Genomic DNA, 18563 nt, shown 5'->3' with positions numbered 1-18563 from the left:
GACGATGATGGCCGAGATAATGTTGACCGATATTGCTGCGAAACTGAAGAAAATCGATTTCTGCATGATGTCGACAAAGGGACAAGACCAGGAAATTTCCAGCCGCCCGATGAGCAATAACGGCGACGTGGAGTATGACGGCGACAACTGGTTTTTCTCCTACAGAGACACCCGCAAGGTCTCCGATATCCAGCGCGACCCCGGCATCTCGCTGTCCTTCACCGAAGCGCCAAGCATGCTCGGCAAGCCCGGCATGTTCATTTCCATCGAAGGCAAGGCGACGCTGATTGAGGACAAGGCTCAGTTTGGGGAGCACTGGACGAGCGAACTCGACCGCTGGTTCCCGGAAGGAGTGGATACGCAAGGCCTGACGCTCATCAAGGTTCATGCGGACCACATCCACTACTGGGATGGCGAGGATAACGGGACGATCCGGGTCGGGTAATCGCGCGCGGCAAGAGATGATCTTTTTCACCAGCGACACGCATTTCGGCGATCCACGCGTCCTTCGCATCGACCGGCGTCCTTTTTCCAACATGGCTGACCATGATGAGGCGCTGATCGGGAACTGGAATGCCGTCGTTGGGGAGGAAGACGAGATCTGGCATCTGGGGGATGTCATGTCCATTCGCGCCGGGGATTGCGACGCGCTGCTGCAGCGGTTGAACGGGCGCAAGCACCTGATCATCGGCAACAATGATCCGGTGACGACGACCGCGGCCAAGGGCTGGTCGAGCGTTTCCCATTACGCGGAACTCAAGCCTGACGGGGAGCACCACCTGATCCTCTGCCACTACGCCTTCCGGACGTGGAACCAGATGGGCAAGAAATCCATCAATCTTCACGGCCACTCGCATGGCAGGCTGAAGCCCTTGCCTCGCCAGTTCGATGTGGGTGTCGATGCGCAGAACCTGCGGCCCGTCACCCTTGCGGAACTGCTCGCCAGCAGGCGGAAGCGAGGAAAGGCCGCGTGAGCGGAGGTTCAACTTATTTCCGATGAGGCAACCGGACATCTCTGGTTCGGCGCAAATAGCCCAAGGGCCTGCTCGATCACGTCCCAACCGACCATGAAAAGCCAAGACAAATCGCCCGCGCTGTTTTAGGGAAGGAAACGGATTTTTCGAGCAAGGACCATGCGCATGCCAGATACGCCCCTCGTCATTCCCCTGCCCGCGCAGGTTCTGTTGCCGGTCAAGGGATCGCAAGCGGCGTTTCCGGTGCGCCGGGTTTATTGCGTCGGGCGAAATTATGCCGATCATGCCATCGAGATGGGCCACGACCCATCACGTGAACCGCCGTTCTTTTTCCAGAAGAACCCGCAGAACCTGGTCACCGATGGCCAGTTTCCCTATCCGCCGCTGTCATCCAATGTGCATTTCGAGGTGGAACTGGTGATGGCGCTGAAGGCCGGCGGACGCGACATTGCGCTTGAGGATGCGCTCGGTTGCGTCTGGGGTTATGGCGTCGGCGTCGATTTCACCCGCCGCGACCTGCAGGATCTCGCAAAGAAGGCCGGTCGCCCCTGGGAAGCGGCAAAGGCGTTCGAAGCCTCCGCTCCCGTCTCGCCGCTTGTTCCGGCAGAAACGATCGGCCATCCGCAGCAAGGCGCAATCCAGCTCTCGGTCAACGGCGACGTCAGGCAATCGGGGGACCTCGCGCAGATGATCTGGAAGCTGCCGGAAATCATCTGCGAGCTTTCAAAACTCTTTACGCTTGCCCCCGGCGATATCATCATGACGGGAACACCGGCGGGCGTCGGCCCGGTTGTCCGAGGCGACCGCGTCACCTGTAGCGTTGATGGCGTGACCGATCTTGCGCTCGACGTGATCTGACCGGTCGGGAATTGACGAGGGGAGGAAAGTCACATGCCGCTTTACGCTCTGGGCGAACACACGCCCAAAACGCCGGACGCCGATCGCTTCTGGGTGGCGCCGGGCGCTCATGTGATGGGCAAGGTAGAGATCGGCGAGGATGTCGGCATCTGGTTCGGCGTGACCCTGCGCGGCGACAACGAGTGGATCACGCTGGGCGCCGGCACCAATGTGCAGGAAAACACCGTCATCCACACCGACTGGGGGTTTCCCGCCATCATTGGCAAGGGCTGTACCATCGGTCACGGCGCCATCATCCACGGCTGTACGATCGGCGACAACAGCCTGATCGGCATGGGGGCAACGGTGCTCAACGGCGCACGGATCGGTAAAAATTGCCTCGTCGGCGCCAATGCGCTGGTGACCGAAGGCAAGGAATTTCCGGACAATTCCCTGATCGTCGGCTCACCTGCCAAGGCGATCCGCACGCTGGATGAGGCGGCGGTGGAAAAGCTGAAGCTTTCCGCGCAAAATTACGCGGCCAACTGGAAACGCTTCGCAGCCGATCTTCGCCCTCTATGACAATACAGCCGTCCATGCTCGACGACACCGATGACGGACCGCAAGAACGCTCCGAGCTTGGTCCGTTGATCGAAAAGGGCATGGTGCAACCGTGGTGGAAACTGCGCTTCGACGAGCCGCTGGAAACCGTCTACCAGAGGCATATCGCGCGGCAGAAATGGCGCCAGACCAATATTGGCGGCGGCCTCTGCCTGTTGATCTTCAACAGCGGCACGATACTCGATTACATCATCCTGCCGGATAACCTCTGGATTTCACTGTTCCTGCGCATCTGTGTCGGCACCCTCCCCTGTGCGCTGCTGTTCTGGTGTACGCGTTACGTCAGGAGCCACCGGGTGCGTGATGGCATGGTGGCCACCGGCCTGCTGATCATTGCCGCCGTCATCCATGTACTGCTGACGCTTCGCGGCGCGACGCCGGGTCGGCAGGCGTTCAGCATGGGGCTGCTCGTTGTCGTTATGAACATCGTCATCCAGCTGCCTTTGATGTTTGCCCTTGCCTGCAATTTCGGGGTCTTCCTGCTGAACGCCGTCTTTCTGCTGACGGCTACCGTCCCGCTCGGCGGCGACCGTCATCTGGCCTTCCTGTTCGTGACGATTGCGAGCGTCATTACGCTCCTGGCGAATTCCCGATTGGATACGGCCTTGCGCCAGCTCTATCTGGTGCTTCTCAGGGAGCGTCTCAGCAATGTGCAGGTGCGCCGTGAAAACCGGGCTCTCAACGCATTTTCCTACACAGATACGTTGACCGGTATCGCCAACAGGCGTCGCCTCGATGAGGCAATGCGCAATGCCTGGCAGACCGCATACGAGACGGAGACGCCGCTTGCGCTTCTGATCGTCGATATCGATCATTTCAAGCGTTACAATGACCGGTTCGGCCATCCGGCGGGCGACGGCTGCCTGAAGCGGGTCGCGCAGGCCGTGGCGAGCGCCACCCGCACCGGCATGGATCTGGCTGCCCGTATGGGGGGCGAGGAGTTTGCCGTGCTGCTGGTCGATTGCGACAGCGCCGGCGCCGTCATTATTGCCGAACGCATACACCGGACATTGGCGATGGATCTTTCAGGGCCGGAGGTGATTCTTGCGCTGGAACAGGTGACGGTCAGCATCGGCGTTGCCGCCCGCATTCCCGCCAACGGCAGCTCCATCGAGGCCTTTATCCAGGCGGCCGACGATGCGCTTTATCAGGCCAAGAAGAACGGCCGTAACCAGACCTATGGGGATACCGTGGCGGCCTGAACGTTTCGCTTAACGGGTCAGCCGGCGCAGGCGGCGCAGAGGCCGCGCAATTCGATGGTGGTCTTTTCCGCCTTGAAACCCTTTTGGCGCGCCCAGTCCCCCAGCCGCTCATCGATGGCGTGATCGTGGAACTCGCTGACCTGGCCGCAGCTTTCGCAGATGGCAAAGGCCACTGTCCCATGGTTGTGACAGCAGGATTGTTCCTTGTGGGAGCAGGCAACAAACGAGTTCAGGCTTTCCAGCCGGTGAACCAGACCCATTTCCAACAGCTTGTCGAGTGCCCGGTACACCTGCAGCGGCGCGCGAAAGCCGTTGTCGCGCAGCTTGTCGAGAATGGTATAGGCGCTCATCGGGCCATCGGCGCGGGTCAGAGCATCGAAAACCAGGGTCTGGTTCTTGGTAAGGTTCAGCGCAGTATTCATCGGCGATCTCCCGTCATGGGCGTGGATGAGGCCATGCCTTTGCCAAGCACCGGCAACAGGCTGAGGATGAAAAGGACAAGGGCTGCGACCACGATCGAGGGTCCCGATGGCGTATCGCCATAAAGCGAGCCGAACAGGCCGCCAATCACCGCAATTGCACCCAGCACAGAGGAAATGACCGCCATTGCTTCAGGGCTGGCAGAAAAGCGCCGCGCGGTGGCCGCCGGTATGATCAGAAGCGCGGTGATCAGCATGATGCCGACGATCTTCATGGCAATGGCAATGACCAGCGCCATCAGCAGCATGAACAGGAGGCGCGCCCGATCCGGCTTCAGGCCTTCTGCTTCAGCCAGATCATGGCTGACCGTGGAAGCAATCAGTGGCCGCCACAGGAAAACGAGGCAGGCAAGCACGAAGGCGCCGCCGAGCCAGATCAACAGGATATCCGACGTGGTGACCGCAAGGATATCACCAAACAGGAAGGCGATGAGATCGATGCGCACCGAACTCATGAAGGCCACCAGCACAAGGCCGATGGCGAGCGTGGAATGCGAGAGGATGCCGAGCAGCGAATCCGCCGACAGGCCCTGCCGACGCTGGAGAAGCAGCAGAAGCAGGGAGACACCGACGGCAACCGCAAACACGCTGAGCAGCAGGTTCACCTCAAAAAATAGCGACAGCGCCACGCCGAGCAGCGCCGAATGGGCCATCGTATCGCCGAAATAGGCCATGCGCCGCCACACCACGAGGCAACCGAGCGGGCCGGTGGTCAATGCAAGGCCAACGCCTGCCAGAAGCGCGCGCACGAAAAAATCGTCAAGCATGGCGATGCGGCCCCCCCTGATGGTGCCCGTGCCCGTGCGCGTCATGTCCGTGATCATGCGCATGCGAGTGGCCGTCATCGTGCGAATGAGCATCGTGATGATGACCGTCGCCGGGATGGCAATGATCGGTGATGCTGCCATCACCATGCTGCACGCGGCCATCCGGAAGATGGGTGTGGTCGTGGTTGTGGTTATAGACGGCAAGCCCGCGGCCGAGATTGCCGAACAGGCGCCGGTAATCGTCGCTCTGGCTGACGACGGCCGGCGTGCCCCGGCAGCAGACATGACCGTTGAGGCAGACGACCGTATCGGTGCCGGCCATGACCATATGCAGGTCATGCGAGATCATCAGGATGCCGCAGCCTGTCTTTTGGCGGATGGTGCCGATCAGTTCGTAAAGCGCCGTCTCGCCGGCGAAATCAACACCCTGCACCGGCTCATCGAGCACCAGCAGATCCGGGTCGCGGGCGATGGCGCGCGCCAGCAGCGCACGCTGGAATTCGCCGCCGGAGAGATGCTGCACTTCCGCCTTCAACAGGTGGGGTATTCCGACCGCCTCCAGCGATGCCATGATCTTGTCGGCCTTCAGCTTGCCCGTCAGCTGCATCAGCCGCTCGACATTGAGCGGCATCGTCCAGTCGATCGACAGTTTTTGCGGAACGTAGCCCACGGAAAGGCCGGGCGAGCGCGCAACCGCGCCCTCATCGGGTTTCAGCACGCCGATCGCCAGTTTTGCCGTCGTCGATTTGCCCGCCCCGTTCGGGCCGATCAGGGTGACGATCTCGCCGCGGGCAATCGTCAGATCGACACCGCGCACGAGCCATCGCCCCTGCCGGTAAATGCCGCCATTGGCTATCGAAACAAGCTGCCCCTCGCGGGCTTCCGGTTGCATCAACATCAAATTTCCTGCGGTGGTGTTGCCCTCTGCTATTACACACGTTATAGCGTAACACAACCAATGTAATAACATAACAGTCCGCATTCAAGGAGTGACCCATGAAGCCCCTATCCGCAGCCCTGATGGCGTCTGCCGCCCTGTTTATCGCAGCAGATGCCATGGCTGCGCCTGATGTGGTGGTGTCGATCAAGCCGATCCATTCGCTGGTCGCTGCCGTGATGGAAGGGGTCGCGGAACCGAAGCTGATCGTGGAAGGGGCCGCCTCGCCGCACACCTATACGATGAAGCCTTCCAACGCCCGCGCCATCCAGAATGCCGACGTGGTGTTCTGGATCGGACCCAATATGGAAGCCTTTCTCGACAAGCCGCTGGATGCCTTGAGCAAATCGGCAACGGTGGTGGCGCTCGGCAATGCGACGGGCCTTGAAAAGCTGCCTTTCCGCGAAGGCGGCGCCTTCGAAGCGCATGACGATGGCGACGAGCATGAGGGCCATGATCATGGCGCAGAAGGCGCCGAAAAGCATGAGGACCACGCAGCCGAAGGCCACGACCATGCCGGCGAGGAGCATCACGATCACGCCGCCGGTGAGGCGCATGCCGACCATGACACAACTGAGGCGCATGCCGATCACGACGCAAAGGAAGCGCATGCCGAACATGGCCATGAGCATTCTCACGAGGGCTTTGACACCCATCTGTGGCTCGACCCGATGAATGCCAAGGCGATGGCAAAGGAGATCGAGGCAAAATTGATCGCCGCCGACCCCGCCAACATTGCCGTCTACAACAAGAATACGCTTGCGCTGACGAAGAAGCTCGACGCCCTCGACGCCGAGCTGAAGGCAACCGTCGAACCGGTGAAAAACAAGCCCTTCGTGGTGTTCCACGACGCCTACCAGTATTTCGAACACCGTTACGACATTCGCGTGGCCGGATCGATCACCGTCAGTCCGGAAACCGCACCGGGCGCCGAACGTCTGAGCGAAATCCACCGCAAGCTGGTCGATCTCGGGGCAACCTGCGTGTTTGCCGAACCGCAGTTCACGCCAAAACTCATCAACGTGGTCACCGAAGGAACCAAGGCCCGCGCCGGCGTTCTCGATCCGGAAGGCGCCTCGCTGACGCAAGGCCCCAACCTCTATTTCGAGCTGATGCGCAACCTTGGAAATTCGCTCACCGACTGCCTGTCCCGCGACAGCTGAGCTGGAACCGCCAAGACTGGGGAAAGGCGGGCATCCGCCTTTTTTCAGAAAATATGACGTTATGTTATAACAATTGGAGCATTCAGATGGATCATCTTCCAATGGACAAGCGACTGCCGGTGACGGTGCTTTCCGGCTTTCTGGGGGCGGGAAAGACCACGCTGCTGAACCATATCCTCGCCAACCGCGATGGCCTGAGGGTGGCCGTGATCGTCAACGACATGAGCGAGGTCAATATCGATGCGGCGCTGGTGCGTGACGGCGGCGCGGACCTTTCGCGCACCGAAGAACAGCTGGTGGAAATGACCAATGGCTGCATCTGTTGCACGCTTCGCGACGACCTGCTGAAAGAAGTGCGCCAGCTCGCCGAGCAGAACCGCTTCGACTATCTCCTGATTGAATCGACCGGCATTGCCGAGCCGCTACCGGTCGCCGCCACCTTCGAGTTTCGCGATGAGAACGGCGAAAGCCTGTCTGATGTAGCGCGGCTCGACACGATGGTGACGGTGGTGGATGCCGCCAACCTGCTGAAGGATTACGGTTCTGCCGATTTCCTCTCTGACCGCGGCGAAACGGCTGGCGAAGGCGATACCCGCACGCTGGTCGATCTTCTCGTCGAGCAGATCGAGTTCGCCGATGTGGTGGTGCTGAACAAGGTGTCAGTCGCCACCCCCGATGCACTCTCTGCCGCCCGCGCCATCATTGCCGGCCTCAATCCGGATGCGCGCATCGTGGAGGCGGATTTCGGCCATGTGCCCGCCCGCGCGGTGCTTGGCACCGGCCTCTTTGATTTCGGCAAGGCGGAAACCCATCCCCTGTGGTTCAAGGAATTGCACGGCTTTTCCGATCACGTGCCGGAAACGGAGGAATACGGTATACGCTCCTTCGTCTACCGCGCCCGCCGGCCCTTCGATCCGGTAAAACTGCACGGCTTCATCAACCGTTCCTGGCCGGGTGTCATCCGCGCCAAGGGGTTTTTCTGGCTGGCCACGCGGCCTTATCACGTTGGCGAAATCTCCCAGGCCGGCGCGCTGATCCGCACGCAGAAACTCGGGCTCTGGTGGGATGCGGTGCCGCGCGAACAGTGGCCTGATGATGCCGGCTTCCGTAACGGCCTTGCCCGTTATCTCGATCCGGTCTGGGGCGACCGAAGGCAGGAAATCGTCTTCATCGGCGCCGATCCGATGGAGGAAAGCTGGATCCGCGACCATCTGGATATCTGCCTCCTGCCCGACAGCGACTTCAAGCCGGACCGCTGGCGCGATCTGCCGGACCCGTTTGCCAGCTGGAACCGCGCCGCCTGAGACGCTTGTTCGCCGCCCGTTTTTTAAGGCACGTGTCACGGTGCGGACACCTGCCCTCAACACAAACGGTTGAGCATCGTTTGACACGAAGGCTTGTCATGACCACATGCCTCCAGCCGCGACGCTGGAGGCCGGATCGATATGACGCTTGATCCGATTGCTGTTCCTTGCCGTAACGGAAACAGTTGGTCATAGGCTTAATTCATGTTTCATCTCATATTCGGACTGCCCTGGCTGGTCATCGTCGTGCGGTTCATTCAGCCCCTCCCCTGGCATCTGTCCGTCAAGATCGCGCTGGCAGCCCTGCTGCTCATCGCGTCGCAATATCACTACTTCAGCAAGCTCTCGTCCGGATCGGTGTTTTCACCGGAATTTCCAAGGCCGCTGGTCATCGCCTTTAATGTGCTGCTCGGCGCGATGCTGCTGCTCGCCGTGGTGCAGATTGCGCTCGATGTCATCTCCCTGCTGTTGATACCGTTCAAGGGCCACTTCCCTTCCGCTGCCCCAGCGGTTCGTTATGCGATGGGACTTGCAGCCCTTGCGCTCGCGGGTTTCGGCGTCTCGCAAGCGATCAGGGTTCCGCCGGTCAAAAATGTCGAGATCGCGATAACCGGCCTCCCCCCGGAATTCGATGGTTACCGGCTGTTGCAGCTGACCGACCTTCATATCAGCCGCCTGTTTCCAGCGTCCTGGGCGCAGGAGGTCGTGACACGCTCCAATGCTCTGAACACCGACCTGATCGTCATCACCGGCGATTTCATCGACGGCAGCCTTGAAAACCGCAGTGTGGATGTTGCCCCGCTTGCCGGTCTTCGTGCCCGCGACGGCGTCTATTCGATCCCTGGCAACCATGAATATTTCTTCGAGCCGGAACGGTGGATGGCGCATCTGTCTGGGCTCGGGCTGAACATGCTATCAAACGCCCATACGGTGATTGCGCGCGGCGATGCCAGGCTGGTGATCGCCGGCGTCAACGATCTCTCAGCCGAACGGCGCGGACTTGGCGTGCGCGACGTGTCGGCAGCGCTGCAGGATGCACCGACAGGCGCGCCGGTCATTCTTCTCGATCACCAGCCGATGATGGCAGAAACGAATGCCAAGGCCGGCACTGCCCTGCAGCTGTCCGGCCATACCCATGGCGGCATGGTGAAAGGGCTCGACCGTCTGGTGGCTCGCGCCAACAACGGCTTCGTCTCCGGCCTCTATGACGTCGGCGGCATGCAACTCTACGTCAACAACGGCACGGCGCTGTGGCCGGGCTTTGCCCTGCGGCTCGGCATCCCCTCGGAACTGACAGTGATTACGCTGCGACGGAAAGCTTAAGCTTCGCCGCACATGGATGGATCAGGACGAAAAAACCCGGCGCATGGCCGGGTTTTTCAATATTGGTGCCGCTCTATATCAGACGCAATCAGCGACTGGTGACGATGCTCGAAATGATGCCGCTTGTCGCGCCGATCAGCAGGAACTGGTTGTCGACCCGTACCCACTGGTAACCACGCGGCGGTGCCGACAGGCGGTACTGGCGGTAGTCGCGGATATTGGCCAGACGGGCGCGTTCGGCGCGTGTCAGCTTGTGGCCCTTCGACCAGCGATGCTTCTGGACGACGACCTTCTTCTTTTCGATGACGACGGTGCGTTCGCTTGGACGATGGCGGTCATTGCCATGGCCGCGGTAATCCTGCGCCTGGGCAATCGGGGCGGCAAGAATGGTGGCAGCGGTCAGAATGGAAATCAGAATTTTCATCGGGTGTCTCCTCGTTTTCTGTATTAGACAACCGGAAGTTAGCGCCACACCCATGAACGACAGATGAACCGCCACATTACAATTCCGCAATGATTAAAACAACTTGCTGCGAAATTCTGAGATTTATAGTGACGGACAAGTTGTCATTCCCAAACGAAAAAACCCGGCACCATGGCCGGGTTTTCCCACTAAAACGGCAGACTTCAATCAGCGTGACGGGCCTTCCCGCTCGGCCGACTGAGCCCAGAGATTGATATCGGCATCCTTGGCAAAAACTTCGATTTCCGCCAGCTCTTCGGCCGTGAAATCCGGGCGCTCAAGCGCTGCCACGCAGTCCACCACCTGTTCCGCACGGCTTGCACCGATGAGGGCGGAGGTTACGCGACCACCGCGCAGAACCCAGGCGATTGCCATCTGCGCGAGCGTCTGGCCGCGCTTTTCGGCAATGGCGTTGAGGCCACGCAGGTTGCCGATATTGCGCTCGTTGAGGAAGGCCGGGCGCAGCGACTTGCCCTGGGCTGCCCGGCTGTCATCGGGAATACCGCCGAGATATTTTGACGTCAGCATGCCCTGGGCGAGCGGGGAAAAGACGATGGAGCCCATGCCCACCTCATCCAGCGTGTCGAGAAGGCCGTCGTCTTCCACCCAGCGATTGATGATCGAATAGCTCGGCTGGTGGATGATGCAGGGCGTGCCGAGATCCTTCAGGATTGCGGCGGCCTCGCGGGTGCGCTTGGAATTGTACGAGGAGATGCCGACGTAGAGCGCACGGCCCGAACGCACGATATGATCGAGCGCGCCGCAGGTTTCTTCCAGCGGCGTCTCCGGATCGAAACGGTGCGAATAGAAGATGTCGACGTAATCGAGGCCCATGCGCTTCAGGCTCTGGTCGCAGGATGCGATCAGATATTTGCGGCTGCCCCATTCGCCGTAAGGGCCCGGCCACATATTGTAGCCAGCCTTGGAAGAGATGATCATCTCGTCGCGATAACCGGCAAAATCGGTCTTCAGGATTTCGCCGAAGGCGGTTTCGGCGCTGCCGGGAGGCGGGCCGTAATTGTTGGCGAGATCGAAATGGGTGATGCCGAGATCGAACGCCGTGCGGCAGATGTCGCGCTTGCGCTGATGTTCGGTGTCTTCGCCGAAATTGTGCCAGAAGCCGAGCGAGATCGCCGGAAGCTTCAGCCCCGTGCGGCCGCAGCGGTTGTATTTCATCTTGGAATAACGGTCTTCAGAAGGCTGCCAGGCCATGTTCGGTCTCCTCCGGATTGATGGCAGGTCCGCCCGTGCGCTAAGGCTTGGACGGAAAAAGCCGTGCGCGATGTTTTCGTCGCGCACGGCGGATTTTTTGGGCGTCAAAGGCTCAGGCGTTGAGGCCGCTGCCCCAGGGGCCATGCGGCTTGTCGACGCCGTCGACGCGCTCGAAACCATGGGCGCCGAAGAAATCGCGCTGCGCCTGGATAAGGTTTGCCGTGCCGCGGCTGCGACGGTAGCTGTCGAAATAAGACAGTGCCGACGACAGCGCCGGAACCGGAAGGCCCGACATGACCGCGGTCGAGACGACGCGACGCAGCGCGCTGTCGGTTTCCTTCACAAGCGCTGCAAAGGCCGGAGTCACGATGAGGTTGGCGATATCAGGATCCTTGGTGAAGGCAGAGGTGATCTCGTCCAGGAATTCCGAGCGGATGATGCAGCCGGCGCGCCAGATCTTTGCGATCGTCGGCATCGGCAGGTTCCAGCCGTATTCCTTGGATGCTGCCGCCATCACGGCAAAGCCTTGCGCATAGGCGCCGATCTTGGCGGCCAGCAGCGCGTTTTCGAGATCGTCGAGGAAAGCCATCCCATCGATGCCGGGCATGGCAACCGTCTGCGGCAGACCGAGGACCTGTTCGGCAGCTTCGCGCTCGACCTTCTGCGAGGACAGGATACGTCCGGCCACGGCCGCTTCGATGGCGGTTGCGGCAACGCCCAGATTCTGCGCCTCGATGACCGACCACTTGCCGGTGCCCTTCTGCCCGGCGCGATCGAGGATGACGTCAACCATCGGCTTGCCGGAAATCGGGTCGGTGGCGGAGAGCACCTTTTCGGTGATCTCGATCAGGTAGGAGTCGAGACGACCCTTGTTCCAGCGGCCAAACACCTGCGAGATTTCCTCGGCCGAAAGCTTCAGGCCGTCGCGCAGAATGCCGTAGATTTCGGCGATCATCTGCATGTCGGCATATTCGATGCCGTTGTGGATGGTTTTTACAAAATGGCCGGCGCCATCATTGCCGAGCCAGGCAACGCAGGGCTCGCCATTGTATTTGGCGGAAATGGAGGTGAGCACGCTTTCGACGCGCTTCCAGCTTTCTTCCGTGCCGCCGACCATGATGGAGGGGCCGTGGCGGGCACCTTCTTCACCACCGGATACACCCATGCCGATAAAGGTCAGCGGGCTGTCCTTCAGGCTTTCAAAGCGGCGCATGGTGTCGCGGAAATTGGCATTGCCGGCATCGATCATGATGTCGCCGGAAGACAGATAAGGCTCAAGCAGCGCCATCTGCTGGTCAACGGGATCGCCAGCCTTGATCATGATGATGATCGGGCGCGGCGGGCGGATCGCGGCGACGAACTCTTCCATCGTTTCGCACGGAATGATCTGACTCTGAAGGCTGCCGGCTTCGGCGTAAAATTTGCGGGTTGCCTCAGCGGTGCGGTTGAAAACAGCAATCTTATTGCCCTTTTCCGCAATGTTCAATGCGAGGTTGGACCCCATGACGCCAAGACCGATAAGGCCGATTTCTGCCTGTTCCACGGATATATCTCCATTGCGATTGGGTGTTTGTTTTGGCACCGCAGGTGACAAACGGCAAGGCCGAGCCGAAGCAAAACGATTAAATTCATTGCGACCTTCGTCCTTCAGCCGCTAAATTGGGCAGTGTTCTTGCAGGCATCCCGGCAAGGTTTCCAGAGCCTGCAAATGTGCAAACGCCGATCACACGACGGAGGATCCACACAATGACGCCAATGGAAGCAAAAGCGGTGCATGTCAGCATCCGCAGGGACTGGCGCGCCGTTTATGCCTTCGCCGCGCGCCCGGAAAATATGGCCCGCTGGGCCTCAGGCCTCGGTGCCGGTCTGACGCGGGACGGTCCGGACTGGCTGGCTGATGGCGGGCCACTGGGACAGGTGCGGGTGACGTTTGTCCCGGAAAACGATCTCGGCGTCATTGATCATGTCGTCAACATGCCCTCGGGCATTCGGGTTCACAACGCCTTTCGCATCGTGCCGAACGGCGATGGAGCCGAAGCAATATTTCTGGTGACGCGCCTGCCCGGCATGTCGCCGGAACAGTTCGAGGAAGATGCCCGCCATGTGGCCGCCGATCTGGCGACGCTGAAGCAGATCATGGAAGAGGATAGACTGGAAGACGAGCCCTGAGGTTCAGTCCCTCAGGGTGTGCTTGATGTTCCAGCGGTCGTGATACCAGAGCCATTGCTCGGGGTGTTCGCGCACCCAGCTTTCCACCTTGTCGTTCAGCAGTTGGCCGGTGGCCTGCACATCGACGGCGCCCTTTTCATTGCGCGGCACCGCGATCTTCGGCTCGATTTCCAGCCGGTAGCGATTGTTCGGCAGGCGGATGCAGCGGGCCGGATAGACCTCGCAATCGAACTGGCGCACGAGCTTGGCAAGCAGCGGATTGGTCTGGACGGGATGACCGAAGAAGTTGGTCGAGAGGCCCTTCTGGAATTTCTGGTCGACCAGCACGCCGACAGCCTTTCCGGCCTCGAGCTGGCGCGCCAGCGCAAAGGAGGAACCGGCATGCGAGGGCACCAGCTTTCCCATGCGCGCGGCGCGAAAGGAGAAGACCTTTTCGGCAATGTAGGGATTGTTCGGCGGGCGAAACATCACGGTGACATTCAAGCCAAACGCATTGCCGGCGACCGGCAGAAGCTCGAAATTGCCGGTATGGGCGGTAAACACCATGAACGGGCGCGGATTGTTGCGCAGGTCGAGAAAGATCGACGTGCCCGAGACTTCGATGCGGCCGGGTGTGTCGCTTTCCGGGTCGAAATCAAACAGCCGGTCGAGAAACACGTATTCCGCCGCAAGCCGCCCCATATGCCCCCAGCTGGCAAGCGCGATGTCGTGGCGCTCGCTCTCGGATTTCTCCGGATAGGCGTTGGCGAGGTTGGTGAGCATCAGCTTGTGGCGGCTGGTGCGTGGCCCGATGCGGCGCACCAGCCAGTCGGCAAAACGAATGGCCGGATCGGCGGGCAAAAGCTTCAGCAGGTTGAGGAAGGAGAAGGCCAGCTGCGCCACCAGCCATTGCTGGACGTGGCGCGCCTTCAGAACGATCCTCGTCAAAAGCATTTTCAAAGGATCAATCCATCCTCAGGATGATCTTGCCAAAGATCTGGCGGCTCTCCATACGCTCCAGCGCCTTGTGGATATCGCCGAAGGTCACTTCCGTATCGATGACCGGATGGACAATACCGCGCGCCATCTTCTGCATGACATTGGCCATGTTTTCCATGCGGCAACCGAAGGAGCCGAGAAGTTTCAGCTGCTGCTGGAACAACATCATCAGGTTGATGTCTGTCGAAACACCCGAGGTGGAACCACAGGTGACGAGACGGCCGCCGCGCTTCAGGCAGAACATCGAGGCGGCAAACGTATCCTTGCCGACATGTTCGAACACCACATCGACGCCCTTCTTCTTCGTCAGCTTGCGCACGACGCCTTCAAACCGGTCGGTGCGGTAGTTGATGACATGATCGGCGCCGAGCGCCTTCGCCCTTTCGATCTTGTCATCGGAACCGACTGTGGTGATGACGGTGCAGCCGATCTTCTTGGCAAGCTGGATCGCCGCCGAGCCGATGCCGGAGCCGCCGGCGTGGATCAAAATGGTCTCGCCAGGCTCAAGCTTCGCATTATCGAACAGCATGTGTTCAACCGTGCCGAATGTCACCGGCGCAAGCGCTGCCGCCACCGCATCGACGCCTGGCGGTGCCGGCACGAGCTGGCGCGCGGGAATGTTGATCTTTTCCTGGGCAAAGCCATCGAGATGGAAGCCGTGAACGCCGGCGACGTTCTCGCACACATTGTCGCGGCCTTCGCGGCACGGCTTGCAGAGGCCACAGGTGCGCGCGCCATAGATGGAAACGAGCTGGCCGGGCAGCACGTTTGATACGCCGGGGCCAATGGCCTCCACGACGCCGGAGGCTTCCGCACCGATGGTGAGCGGCATCTTGCGCTTGGCGAACGCCATGCCGCGCCAGCCCCAGACATCGATGTGGTTCAGCGCCACAGCCTTGACCCGCAAGGTCACTTCGCCCGGACCCGGAGCCTCCGGCTCGGGAATGTCGGTCGCTTCAAGCCGGCGGTCGTCAATCAGTTGCAAAGCGCGCATGCGTTTTTATCCTTCACCCGGAGGCGTGCAAAATAGGGTCTTCGTGGGCGCTGGAACAGCCGCCGGACTATTGAACCGGTGTTTAGGCCGGCTCCACCGTCATGACAAGGCTGGCGTTCTGCCCGCCAAAACCGAACGAGTTGGAGAGCACCGCCGTCACCTGCTGATCGCGCTTCACGTTCGGCACGACATCGAGAACGATGGTCGGGTCCGGATTGGTGTAGTTGATCGTCGGCGGCAGCGTGCCGGTCAGCATGGTCTGGATGGAAAACACCGCTTCCACGGCCCCTGCGGCCGTCAGCGTGTGGCCGATCATCGACTTGTTGGAGGAGGACGGAATGCCGTCCTTCAACCGCTCGCCGAAGACCGACAGCATGGCGCCATATTCCATCTTGTCGTTTTCCGGCGTCGAGGTGCCGTGGGCGTTGATATAACCGATGCGGCTTTCATCGATGCCGGCATCGTCAAGGGCAGCGCGAATGGTGGCAATCGCCGGCCCGCCATCCGGAGACGAGCGTGTGCGGTGGAAATGATCGGCCTTTTCGCCGCAGCCCTTGAGGATCCCCAGAACCTTGGCACCGCGGGCAACGGCCGATTCCAGCGATTCCAGAACCAGCGTTGCGGCGCCTTCGGCGATGACAAAACCATCGCGATCCTTGCTGAAAGGTTTTGACGCCTTTTCCGGCGGATCGTTCTGGGTGGAGAGGGCCGAGAGCAGCGAGAAGCGGATGAGCGCTTCGGCAGACACGGATCCATCGGTTGCAACCGTCAGCGCCCGCTCGGTGCGGCCCTGGCGGATCGCTTCGACGCCAAGCTGGATGGCAGTGGCGCCAGAGGCGCAGGCCGTCGACAGCGTTACGGGCAGACCGCGCGTGCCAAAAAGGTCGGAGAGGCGCTCGGAGATCGAACCGAACTGGGCCGCCTCCAGAAACACCGGATCGGGACGCTCGCGCATGGCGGCAAGGAACCGCTCATAGGCATCGCCTTCCTTTTCGGCCGGCGGTGCGCGGTCGGCAAGCTCGAAACGGGCACTCCATTCCGGCTCGACCGGCGGGGCGGCCAGAAACAGCGGGCCTGCGAAATCACCCGACAGACCGGCCTGCGCCAAGGCTTCGCGGGTGGTTTCGCGGGCAAAGGCAAAGGACCGCTCGACGGAATTGGGATGCGGGACCTCGATGAAATCCACCGTACCGCAGATGCGGGTGGAGAGCCCATCGGTCGGGAAGCGGGTGATCTTGTGGATGCCCGACGTGCCAGACGTGAGCGCTGCCCAATTGTCGGCAAGCCCCTGCCCGAGCGATGTGATGACGCCCATGCCGGTGACCGCGACAATCGGCCGGCCGAGATGATCCTTGAAAGCTGTGCTGCTCATGATGAAATCCTCAGCCGTTCGCCGACAGGACAGCAAGGCCCTCGCCGCGCAGGTAACCAACGGTGGTAACCACCGCGTGGCTTGCGCCACCGCTCATCGGGCGTTCATGGTCCGTGTCGAAGGCCGGCACGTGTGCATTGGTATCGAGGGCCAGCGCTGCAAGCGCAAGGCCAAGCGGAAACTGGGCTTCCATGGCATGGCCGGTGACCCCGCCATAACCGCGGATCGCAGCCCCCGGAAATTCAACCTCCAGGGCTGCCCGCTCGCGGGCTGCCAGATCCACGACGCCACTCGAGCCGGAAAACACCACGAGATCGCCGGGTGTGACTTCCGAGGCAAGCGTTGCCATGCGGCCGAGCCGTGTTTCGAGCCCACGGTCGTCACGGCTGCCGCGATCGCCTTCGATGGCATCGACAACCGCATAGATATGGGCGCCGCGCGATTCGGCATGGGTGCGCGATTCCATCACGAGGAAGGCACCGACGGAGCCCATCATCATGCCACCACCGTTTTCGATGGCGCGCGACCAGAGCGGATGCCAATCCCCCGTCGCATGGGCACGGATGCCCTCAACCAGAAGGATGATATCGGCGCGTTCGGCCACAAAGGCGCCGCCGACGAGCGAATGCGTCGACTGGCCGGCCTTGATGCGGTGATAGGCGGTCTCGACGGCGGAAATGCCGGCGGCCTCTTCGCCCATGAAGGTACGCGAGGAGCCGGTAACCTTGTGGACGATGGAGATATTGCCGGCCATGAGGTTCGACAGCTGGGCGAGAAACAGCGTCGGGCGCAGTTCCGTCGTCAGCTTTTCGTTGAGCAGCTGTTCGCGGTCGTTGCGCTTCAGGGCTTCGTCGACAATCAGCGAATCGACCTTGATGTCGCGTTCGCCGCCGCCGGCCGCCACGATCATATCCATCGTGCCGCAGGCCTCGACATTGTCCTTCAGGCCCGCATCATCAAGCGCAAGGCCGGCTGCGAAAACGCCGAGACGTTGCCAGTTTTCCATCTGGCGCTGGTCGCCGCGCTTGGCGATCTGGGCGGACCAGTCGATCTCCGGCATCGGATGCACCGGATACGGCTTGAAGCGTTCGGTTTCGATGCGCGGGCGCGCAACGTCGGAACCGGTCAGCAGCGCCACATGCGGCTCCTTGCCGACGCCCTGACAGGTGACGATTCCGACGCCGGTGATGACGACATCCTTGTCTGAACTGCTCATCTTGAAGTCGATCCTTCTTACAGCCGATCCTGGCAGCCGGTCCTTAACGGGCAAGCCGGTCTCTAACGGGGGCCAAGCGCATCCATGAGGCCGACTTCGACGGCACGCTTGCGCACGATATCGGCCAGCGGCACCTCCGCGAACGGCATGGTGCGCAGCTTCAACTGCGCGTCGCAGACCTTCTTGCCCGCAGACGTGATCTTGGCCTTGGTCACCGCGTAACCGGATCCCTCATGCTCCAGAAACACCTCGATGTCGAGCACCGCATCGGGCTCGACGAAGGTGCGCATCTTGGCGCCATCGACGGACATCAGAAACGGCATGGCAGCGAAATTGCTCGCCGCCAGCACCAGAAATCCGCTCGCCTGCGCCATGGTCTCGATGAGGAGAACACCGGGCACCAGAGGCATGCCGGGGAAATGGCCTTCGAACACGGGGCTTTGCGAAGGCACGACCGAGCGCGCCTTCAGCGTTTTTGCATCAAGATCCACCGCTTCGACGCGGTCGATCATCTGGAAATATTCAAGAAGCATCAGGCTTTGCCGGCAAGGC

20 protein-coding genes are annotated in these 18563 nt (G+C 60.9%); 9 read left to right on the top strand and 11 right to left on the bottom strand.

Features of this window, described 5'->3' with window-relative positions:
- Window positions 1-7: 7 nt before the first annotated feature.
- From AC4CWH_RS05770 to AC4CWH_RS05750, 5 genes are all read left to right on the top strand, one after another.
- Window positions 8-445 carry a pyridoxamine 5'-phosphate oxidase family protein gene (locus AC4CWH_RS05770; protein WP_491320771.1) on the top strand — a complete coding sequence of 146 codons (438 nt, stop codon included), beginning with the start codon at window positions 8-10 and terminating at the stop codon, window positions 443-445.
- A 16-nt stretch (window positions 446-461) separates the two neighbouring features.
- A complete protein-coding gene (locus AC4CWH_RS05765; RefSeq protein ID WP_491320770.1) occupies window positions 462-974 on the top strand; it encodes a hydrolase in 513 nt (170 codons plus the stop codon).
- Window positions 975-1133: 159 nt separating this feature from the next.
- Window positions 1134-1832: a fumarylacetoacetate hydrolase family protein gene (locus tag AC4CWH_RS05760; protein WP_491320769.1), complete on the top strand. Its 699-nt coding sequence runs from the start codon at window positions 1134-1136 to the stop codon at window positions 1830-1832.
- A 33-nt stretch (window positions 1833-1865) separates the two neighbouring features.
- Window positions 1866-2393 carry a gamma carbonic anhydrase family protein gene (locus tag AC4CWH_RS05755; RefSeq protein WP_491320768.1) on the top strand — a complete coding sequence of 176 codons (528 nt, stop codon included), beginning with the start codon at window positions 1866-1868 and terminating at the stop codon, window positions 2391-2393.
- A 14-nt stretch (window positions 2394-2407) separates the two neighbouring features.
- Window positions 2408-3634, top strand: coding sequence for a GGDEF domain-containing protein (locus tag AC4CWH_RS05750; protein ID WP_491320767.1), 1227 nt, complete (start codon window positions 2408-2410; stop codon window positions 3632-3634).
- Between the two features lie 17 nt (window positions 3635-3651).
- On the opposite strand, the gene AC4CWH_RS05745 is transcribed toward AC4CWH_RS05750, so the two are convergent.
- Genes AC4CWH_RS05745 through AC4CWH_RS05735 form a run of 3 tightly spaced genes read right to left on the bottom strand, consistent with a single transcriptional unit; the run spans window position 3652 to window position 5778 of the window.
- A complete protein-coding gene (locus tag AC4CWH_RS05745) occupies window positions 3652-4056 on the bottom strand; it encodes a Fur family transcriptional regulator (RefSeq protein WP_491320766.1) in 405 nt (134 codons plus the stop codon).
- Window positions 4053-4880: an iron chelate uptake ABC transporter family permease subunit gene (locus AC4CWH_RS05740; RefSeq protein WP_491321362.1), complete on the bottom strand. Its 828-nt coding sequence runs from the start codon at window positions 4878-4880 to the stop codon at window positions 4053-4055. The genes AC4CWH_RS05745 and AC4CWH_RS05740 overlap by 4 nt, the downstream gene beginning before the upstream one ends.
- Window positions 4873-5778, bottom strand: a complete 906-nt coding sequence (locus tag AC4CWH_RS05735) for an ATP-binding cassette domain-containing protein (protein WP_491320765.1) — start codon at window positions 5776-5778, stop codon at window positions 4873-4875. Before AC4CWH_RS05735 ends, AC4CWH_RS05740 begins: the two co-directional genes overlap by 8 nt.
- Before the next feature lie 98 nt (window positions 5779-5876).
- Here AC4CWH_RS05735 and AC4CWH_RS05730 point away from each other — a divergent pair, with 98 nt between their 5' ends.
- The 3 genes from AC4CWH_RS05730 (at window position 5877) to AC4CWH_RS05720 (ending at window position 9607) form a co-directional block, all read left to right on the top strand.
- Window positions 5877-6980 (top strand): zinc ABC transporter substrate-binding protein, encoded by a 1104-nt coding sequence (locus AC4CWH_RS05730; protein ID WP_491320764.1) that lies wholly within the window; start codon window positions 5877-5879, stop codon window positions 6978-6980.
- A 101-nt stretch (window positions 6981-7081) separates the two neighbouring features.
- Entirely contained in the window at window positions 7082-8284 is a 1203-nt protein-coding gene (zigA, locus tag AC4CWH_RS05725; RefSeq protein WP_491321361.1) for a zinc metallochaperone GTPase ZigA, read from the top strand.
- Between the two features lie 204 nt (window positions 8285-8488).
- Window positions 8489-9607 carry a metallophosphoesterase gene (locus AC4CWH_RS05720; RefSeq protein WP_491320763.1) on the top strand — a complete coding sequence of 373 codons (1119 nt, stop codon included), beginning with the start codon at window positions 8489-8491 and terminating at the stop codon, window positions 9605-9607.
- Between the two features lie 88 nt (window positions 9608-9695).
- Here AC4CWH_RS05720 and AC4CWH_RS05715 read toward each other — a convergent pair whose 3' ends face one another.
- The 3 genes from AC4CWH_RS05715 to gnd form a co-directional block, all read right to left on the bottom strand.
- Complete coding sequence (locus tag AC4CWH_RS05715; protein WP_491320762.1) at window positions 9696-10031, bottom strand: RcnB family protein; 336 nt, start codon at window positions 10029-10031, stop codon at window positions 9696-9698.
- A 207-nt stretch (window positions 10032-10238) separates the two neighbouring features.
- The gene (gene mgrA / locus AC4CWH_RS05710; protein WP_491320761.1) at window positions 10239-11282 is read right to left on the bottom strand and encodes an L-glyceraldehyde 3-phosphate reductase; all 1044 of its coding nucleotides are present in this window, start codon (window positions 11280-11282) and stop codon (window positions 10239-10241) included.
- A 112-nt stretch (window positions 11283-11394) separates the two neighbouring features.
- Window positions 11395-12825 carry an NADP-dependent phosphogluconate dehydrogenase gene (gnd, locus tag AC4CWH_RS05705; protein WP_491284725.1) on the bottom strand — a complete coding sequence of 477 codons (1431 nt, stop codon included), beginning with the start codon at window positions 12823-12825 and terminating at the stop codon, window positions 11395-11397.
- A gap of 203 nt (window positions 12826-13028) precedes the next feature.
- On the opposite strand from gnd, the gene AC4CWH_RS05700 reads away from it, so the two are divergent.
- On the top strand, window positions 13029-13451 hold the full coding sequence (locus AC4CWH_RS05700) for an SRPBCC family protein (protein WP_491320760.1): 423 nt from the start codon (window positions 13029-13031) through the stop codon (window positions 13449-13451).
- A gap of 3 nt (window positions 13452-13454) precedes the next feature.
- Here AC4CWH_RS05700 and AC4CWH_RS05695 read toward each other — a convergent pair whose 3' ends face one another.
- The 5 genes from AC4CWH_RS05695 to AC4CWH_RS05675 form a co-directional block, all read right to left on the bottom strand.
- Window positions 13455-14390: a lipid A biosynthesis lauroyl acyltransferase gene (locus AC4CWH_RS05695; RefSeq protein WP_491320759.1), complete on the bottom strand. Its 936-nt coding sequence runs from the start codon at window positions 14388-14390 to the stop codon at window positions 13455-13457.
- A gap of 4 nt (window positions 14391-14394) precedes the next feature.
- The gene (locus tag AC4CWH_RS05690; RefSeq protein ID WP_491320758.1) at window positions 14395-15423 is read right to left on the bottom strand and encodes a zinc-binding dehydrogenase; all 1029 of its coding nucleotides are present in this window, start codon (window positions 15421-15423) and stop codon (window positions 14395-14397) included.
- Between the two features lie 82 nt (window positions 15424-15505).
- Window positions 15506-16795: a beta-ketoacyl-ACP synthase gene (locus AC4CWH_RS05685; protein ID WP_491320757.1), complete on the bottom strand. Its 1290-nt coding sequence runs from the start codon at window positions 16793-16795 to the stop codon at window positions 15506-15508.
- 10 nt (window positions 16796-16805) lie between these two features.
- Window positions 16806-18011, bottom strand: a complete 1206-nt coding sequence (locus AC4CWH_RS05680; protein WP_491320756.1) for a beta-ketoacyl-ACP synthase — start codon at window positions 18009-18011, stop codon at window positions 16806-16808.
- 62 nt (window positions 18012-18073) lie between these two features.
- On the bottom strand, window positions 18074-18544 hold the full coding sequence (locus tag AC4CWH_RS05675; RefSeq protein WP_491320755.1) for a 3-hydroxyacyl-ACP dehydratase FabZ family protein: 471 nt from the start codon (window positions 18542-18544) through the stop codon (window positions 18074-18076).
- Between the last annotated feature and the right edge of the window lie 19 nt (window positions 18545-18563).

It is taken from the genome of Neorhizobium sp. PAMB6716, assembly GCF_058242805.1.
This window is presented reverse-complemented; position numbering and strand designations above follow the sequence as displayed.

Bases quoted from the DNA above. Each gene is read 5' to 3' on its own strand.
- AC4CWH_RS05770 (WP_491320771.1), top strand. From the start codon at position 8: ATGGCCGAGATAATGTTGACCGATATTGCTGCGAAACTGAAGAAAATC.
- AC4CWH_RS05765 (WP_491320770.1), top strand. From the start codon at position 462: ATGATCTTTTTCACCAGCGACACGCATTTCGGCGATCCACGCGTCCTT.
- AC4CWH_RS05760 (WP_491320769.1), top strand. From the start codon at position 1,134: ATGCGCATGCCAGATACGCCCCTCGTCATTCCCCTGCCCGCGCAGGTT.
- AC4CWH_RS05755 (WP_491320768.1), top strand. From the start codon at position 1,866: ATGCCGCTTTACGCTCTGGGCGAACACACGCCCAAAACGCCGGACGCC.
- AC4CWH_RS05750 (WP_491320767.1), top strand. From the start codon at position 2,408: ATGCTCGACGACACCGATGACGGACCGCAAGAACGCTCCGAGCTTGGT.
- AC4CWH_RS05745 (WP_491320766.1), bottom strand. From the start codon at position 4,056: ATGAATACTGCGCTGAACCTTACCAAGAACCAGACCCTGGTTTTCGAT.
- AC4CWH_RS05740 (WP_491321362.1), bottom strand. From the start codon at position 4,880: ATGCTTGACGATTTTTTCGTGCGCGCGCTTCTGGCAGGCGTTGGCCTT.
- AC4CWH_RS05735 (WP_491320765.1), bottom strand. From the start codon at position 5,778: ATGTTGATGCAACCGGAAGCCCGCGAGGGGCAGCTTGTTTCGATAGCC.
- AC4CWH_RS05730 (WP_491320764.1), top strand. From the start codon at position 5,877: ATGAAGCCCCTATCCGCAGCCCTGATGGCGTCTGCCGCCCTGTTTATC.
- zigA (WP_491321361.1), top strand. From the start codon at position 7,082: ATGGACAAGCGACTGCCGGTGACGGTGCTTTCCGGCTTTCTGGGGGCG.
- AC4CWH_RS05720 (WP_491320763.1), top strand. From the start codon at position 8,489: ATGTTTCATCTCATATTCGGACTGCCCTGGCTGGTCATCGTCGTGCGG.
- AC4CWH_RS05715 (WP_491320762.1), bottom strand. From the start codon at position 10,031: ATGAAAATTCTGATTTCCATTCTGACCGCTGCCACCATTCTTGCCGCC.
- mgrA (WP_491320761.1), bottom strand. From the start codon at position 11,282: ATGGCCTGGCAGCCTTCTGAAGACCGTTATTCCAAGATGAAATACAAC.
- AC4CWH_RS05700 (WP_491320760.1), top strand. From the start codon at position 13,029: ATGACGCCAATGGAAGCAAAAGCGGTGCATGTCAGCATCCGCAGGGAC.
- AC4CWH_RS05690 (WP_491320758.1), bottom strand. From the start codon at position 15,423: ATGCGCGCTTTGCAACTGATTGACGACCGCCGGCTTGAAGCGACCGAC.
- AC4CWH_RS05685 (WP_491320757.1), bottom strand. From the start codon at position 16,795: ATGAGCAGCACAGCTTTCAAGGATCATCTCGGCCGGCCGATTGTCGCG.
- AC4CWH_RS05680 (WP_491320756.1), bottom strand. From the start codon at position 18,011: ATGAGCAGTTCAGACAAGGATGTCGTCATCACCGGCGTCGGAATCGTC.
- AC4CWH_RS05675 (WP_491320755.1), bottom strand. From the start codon at position 18,544: ATGCTTCTTGAATATTTCCAGATGATCGACCGCGTCGAAGCGGTGGAT.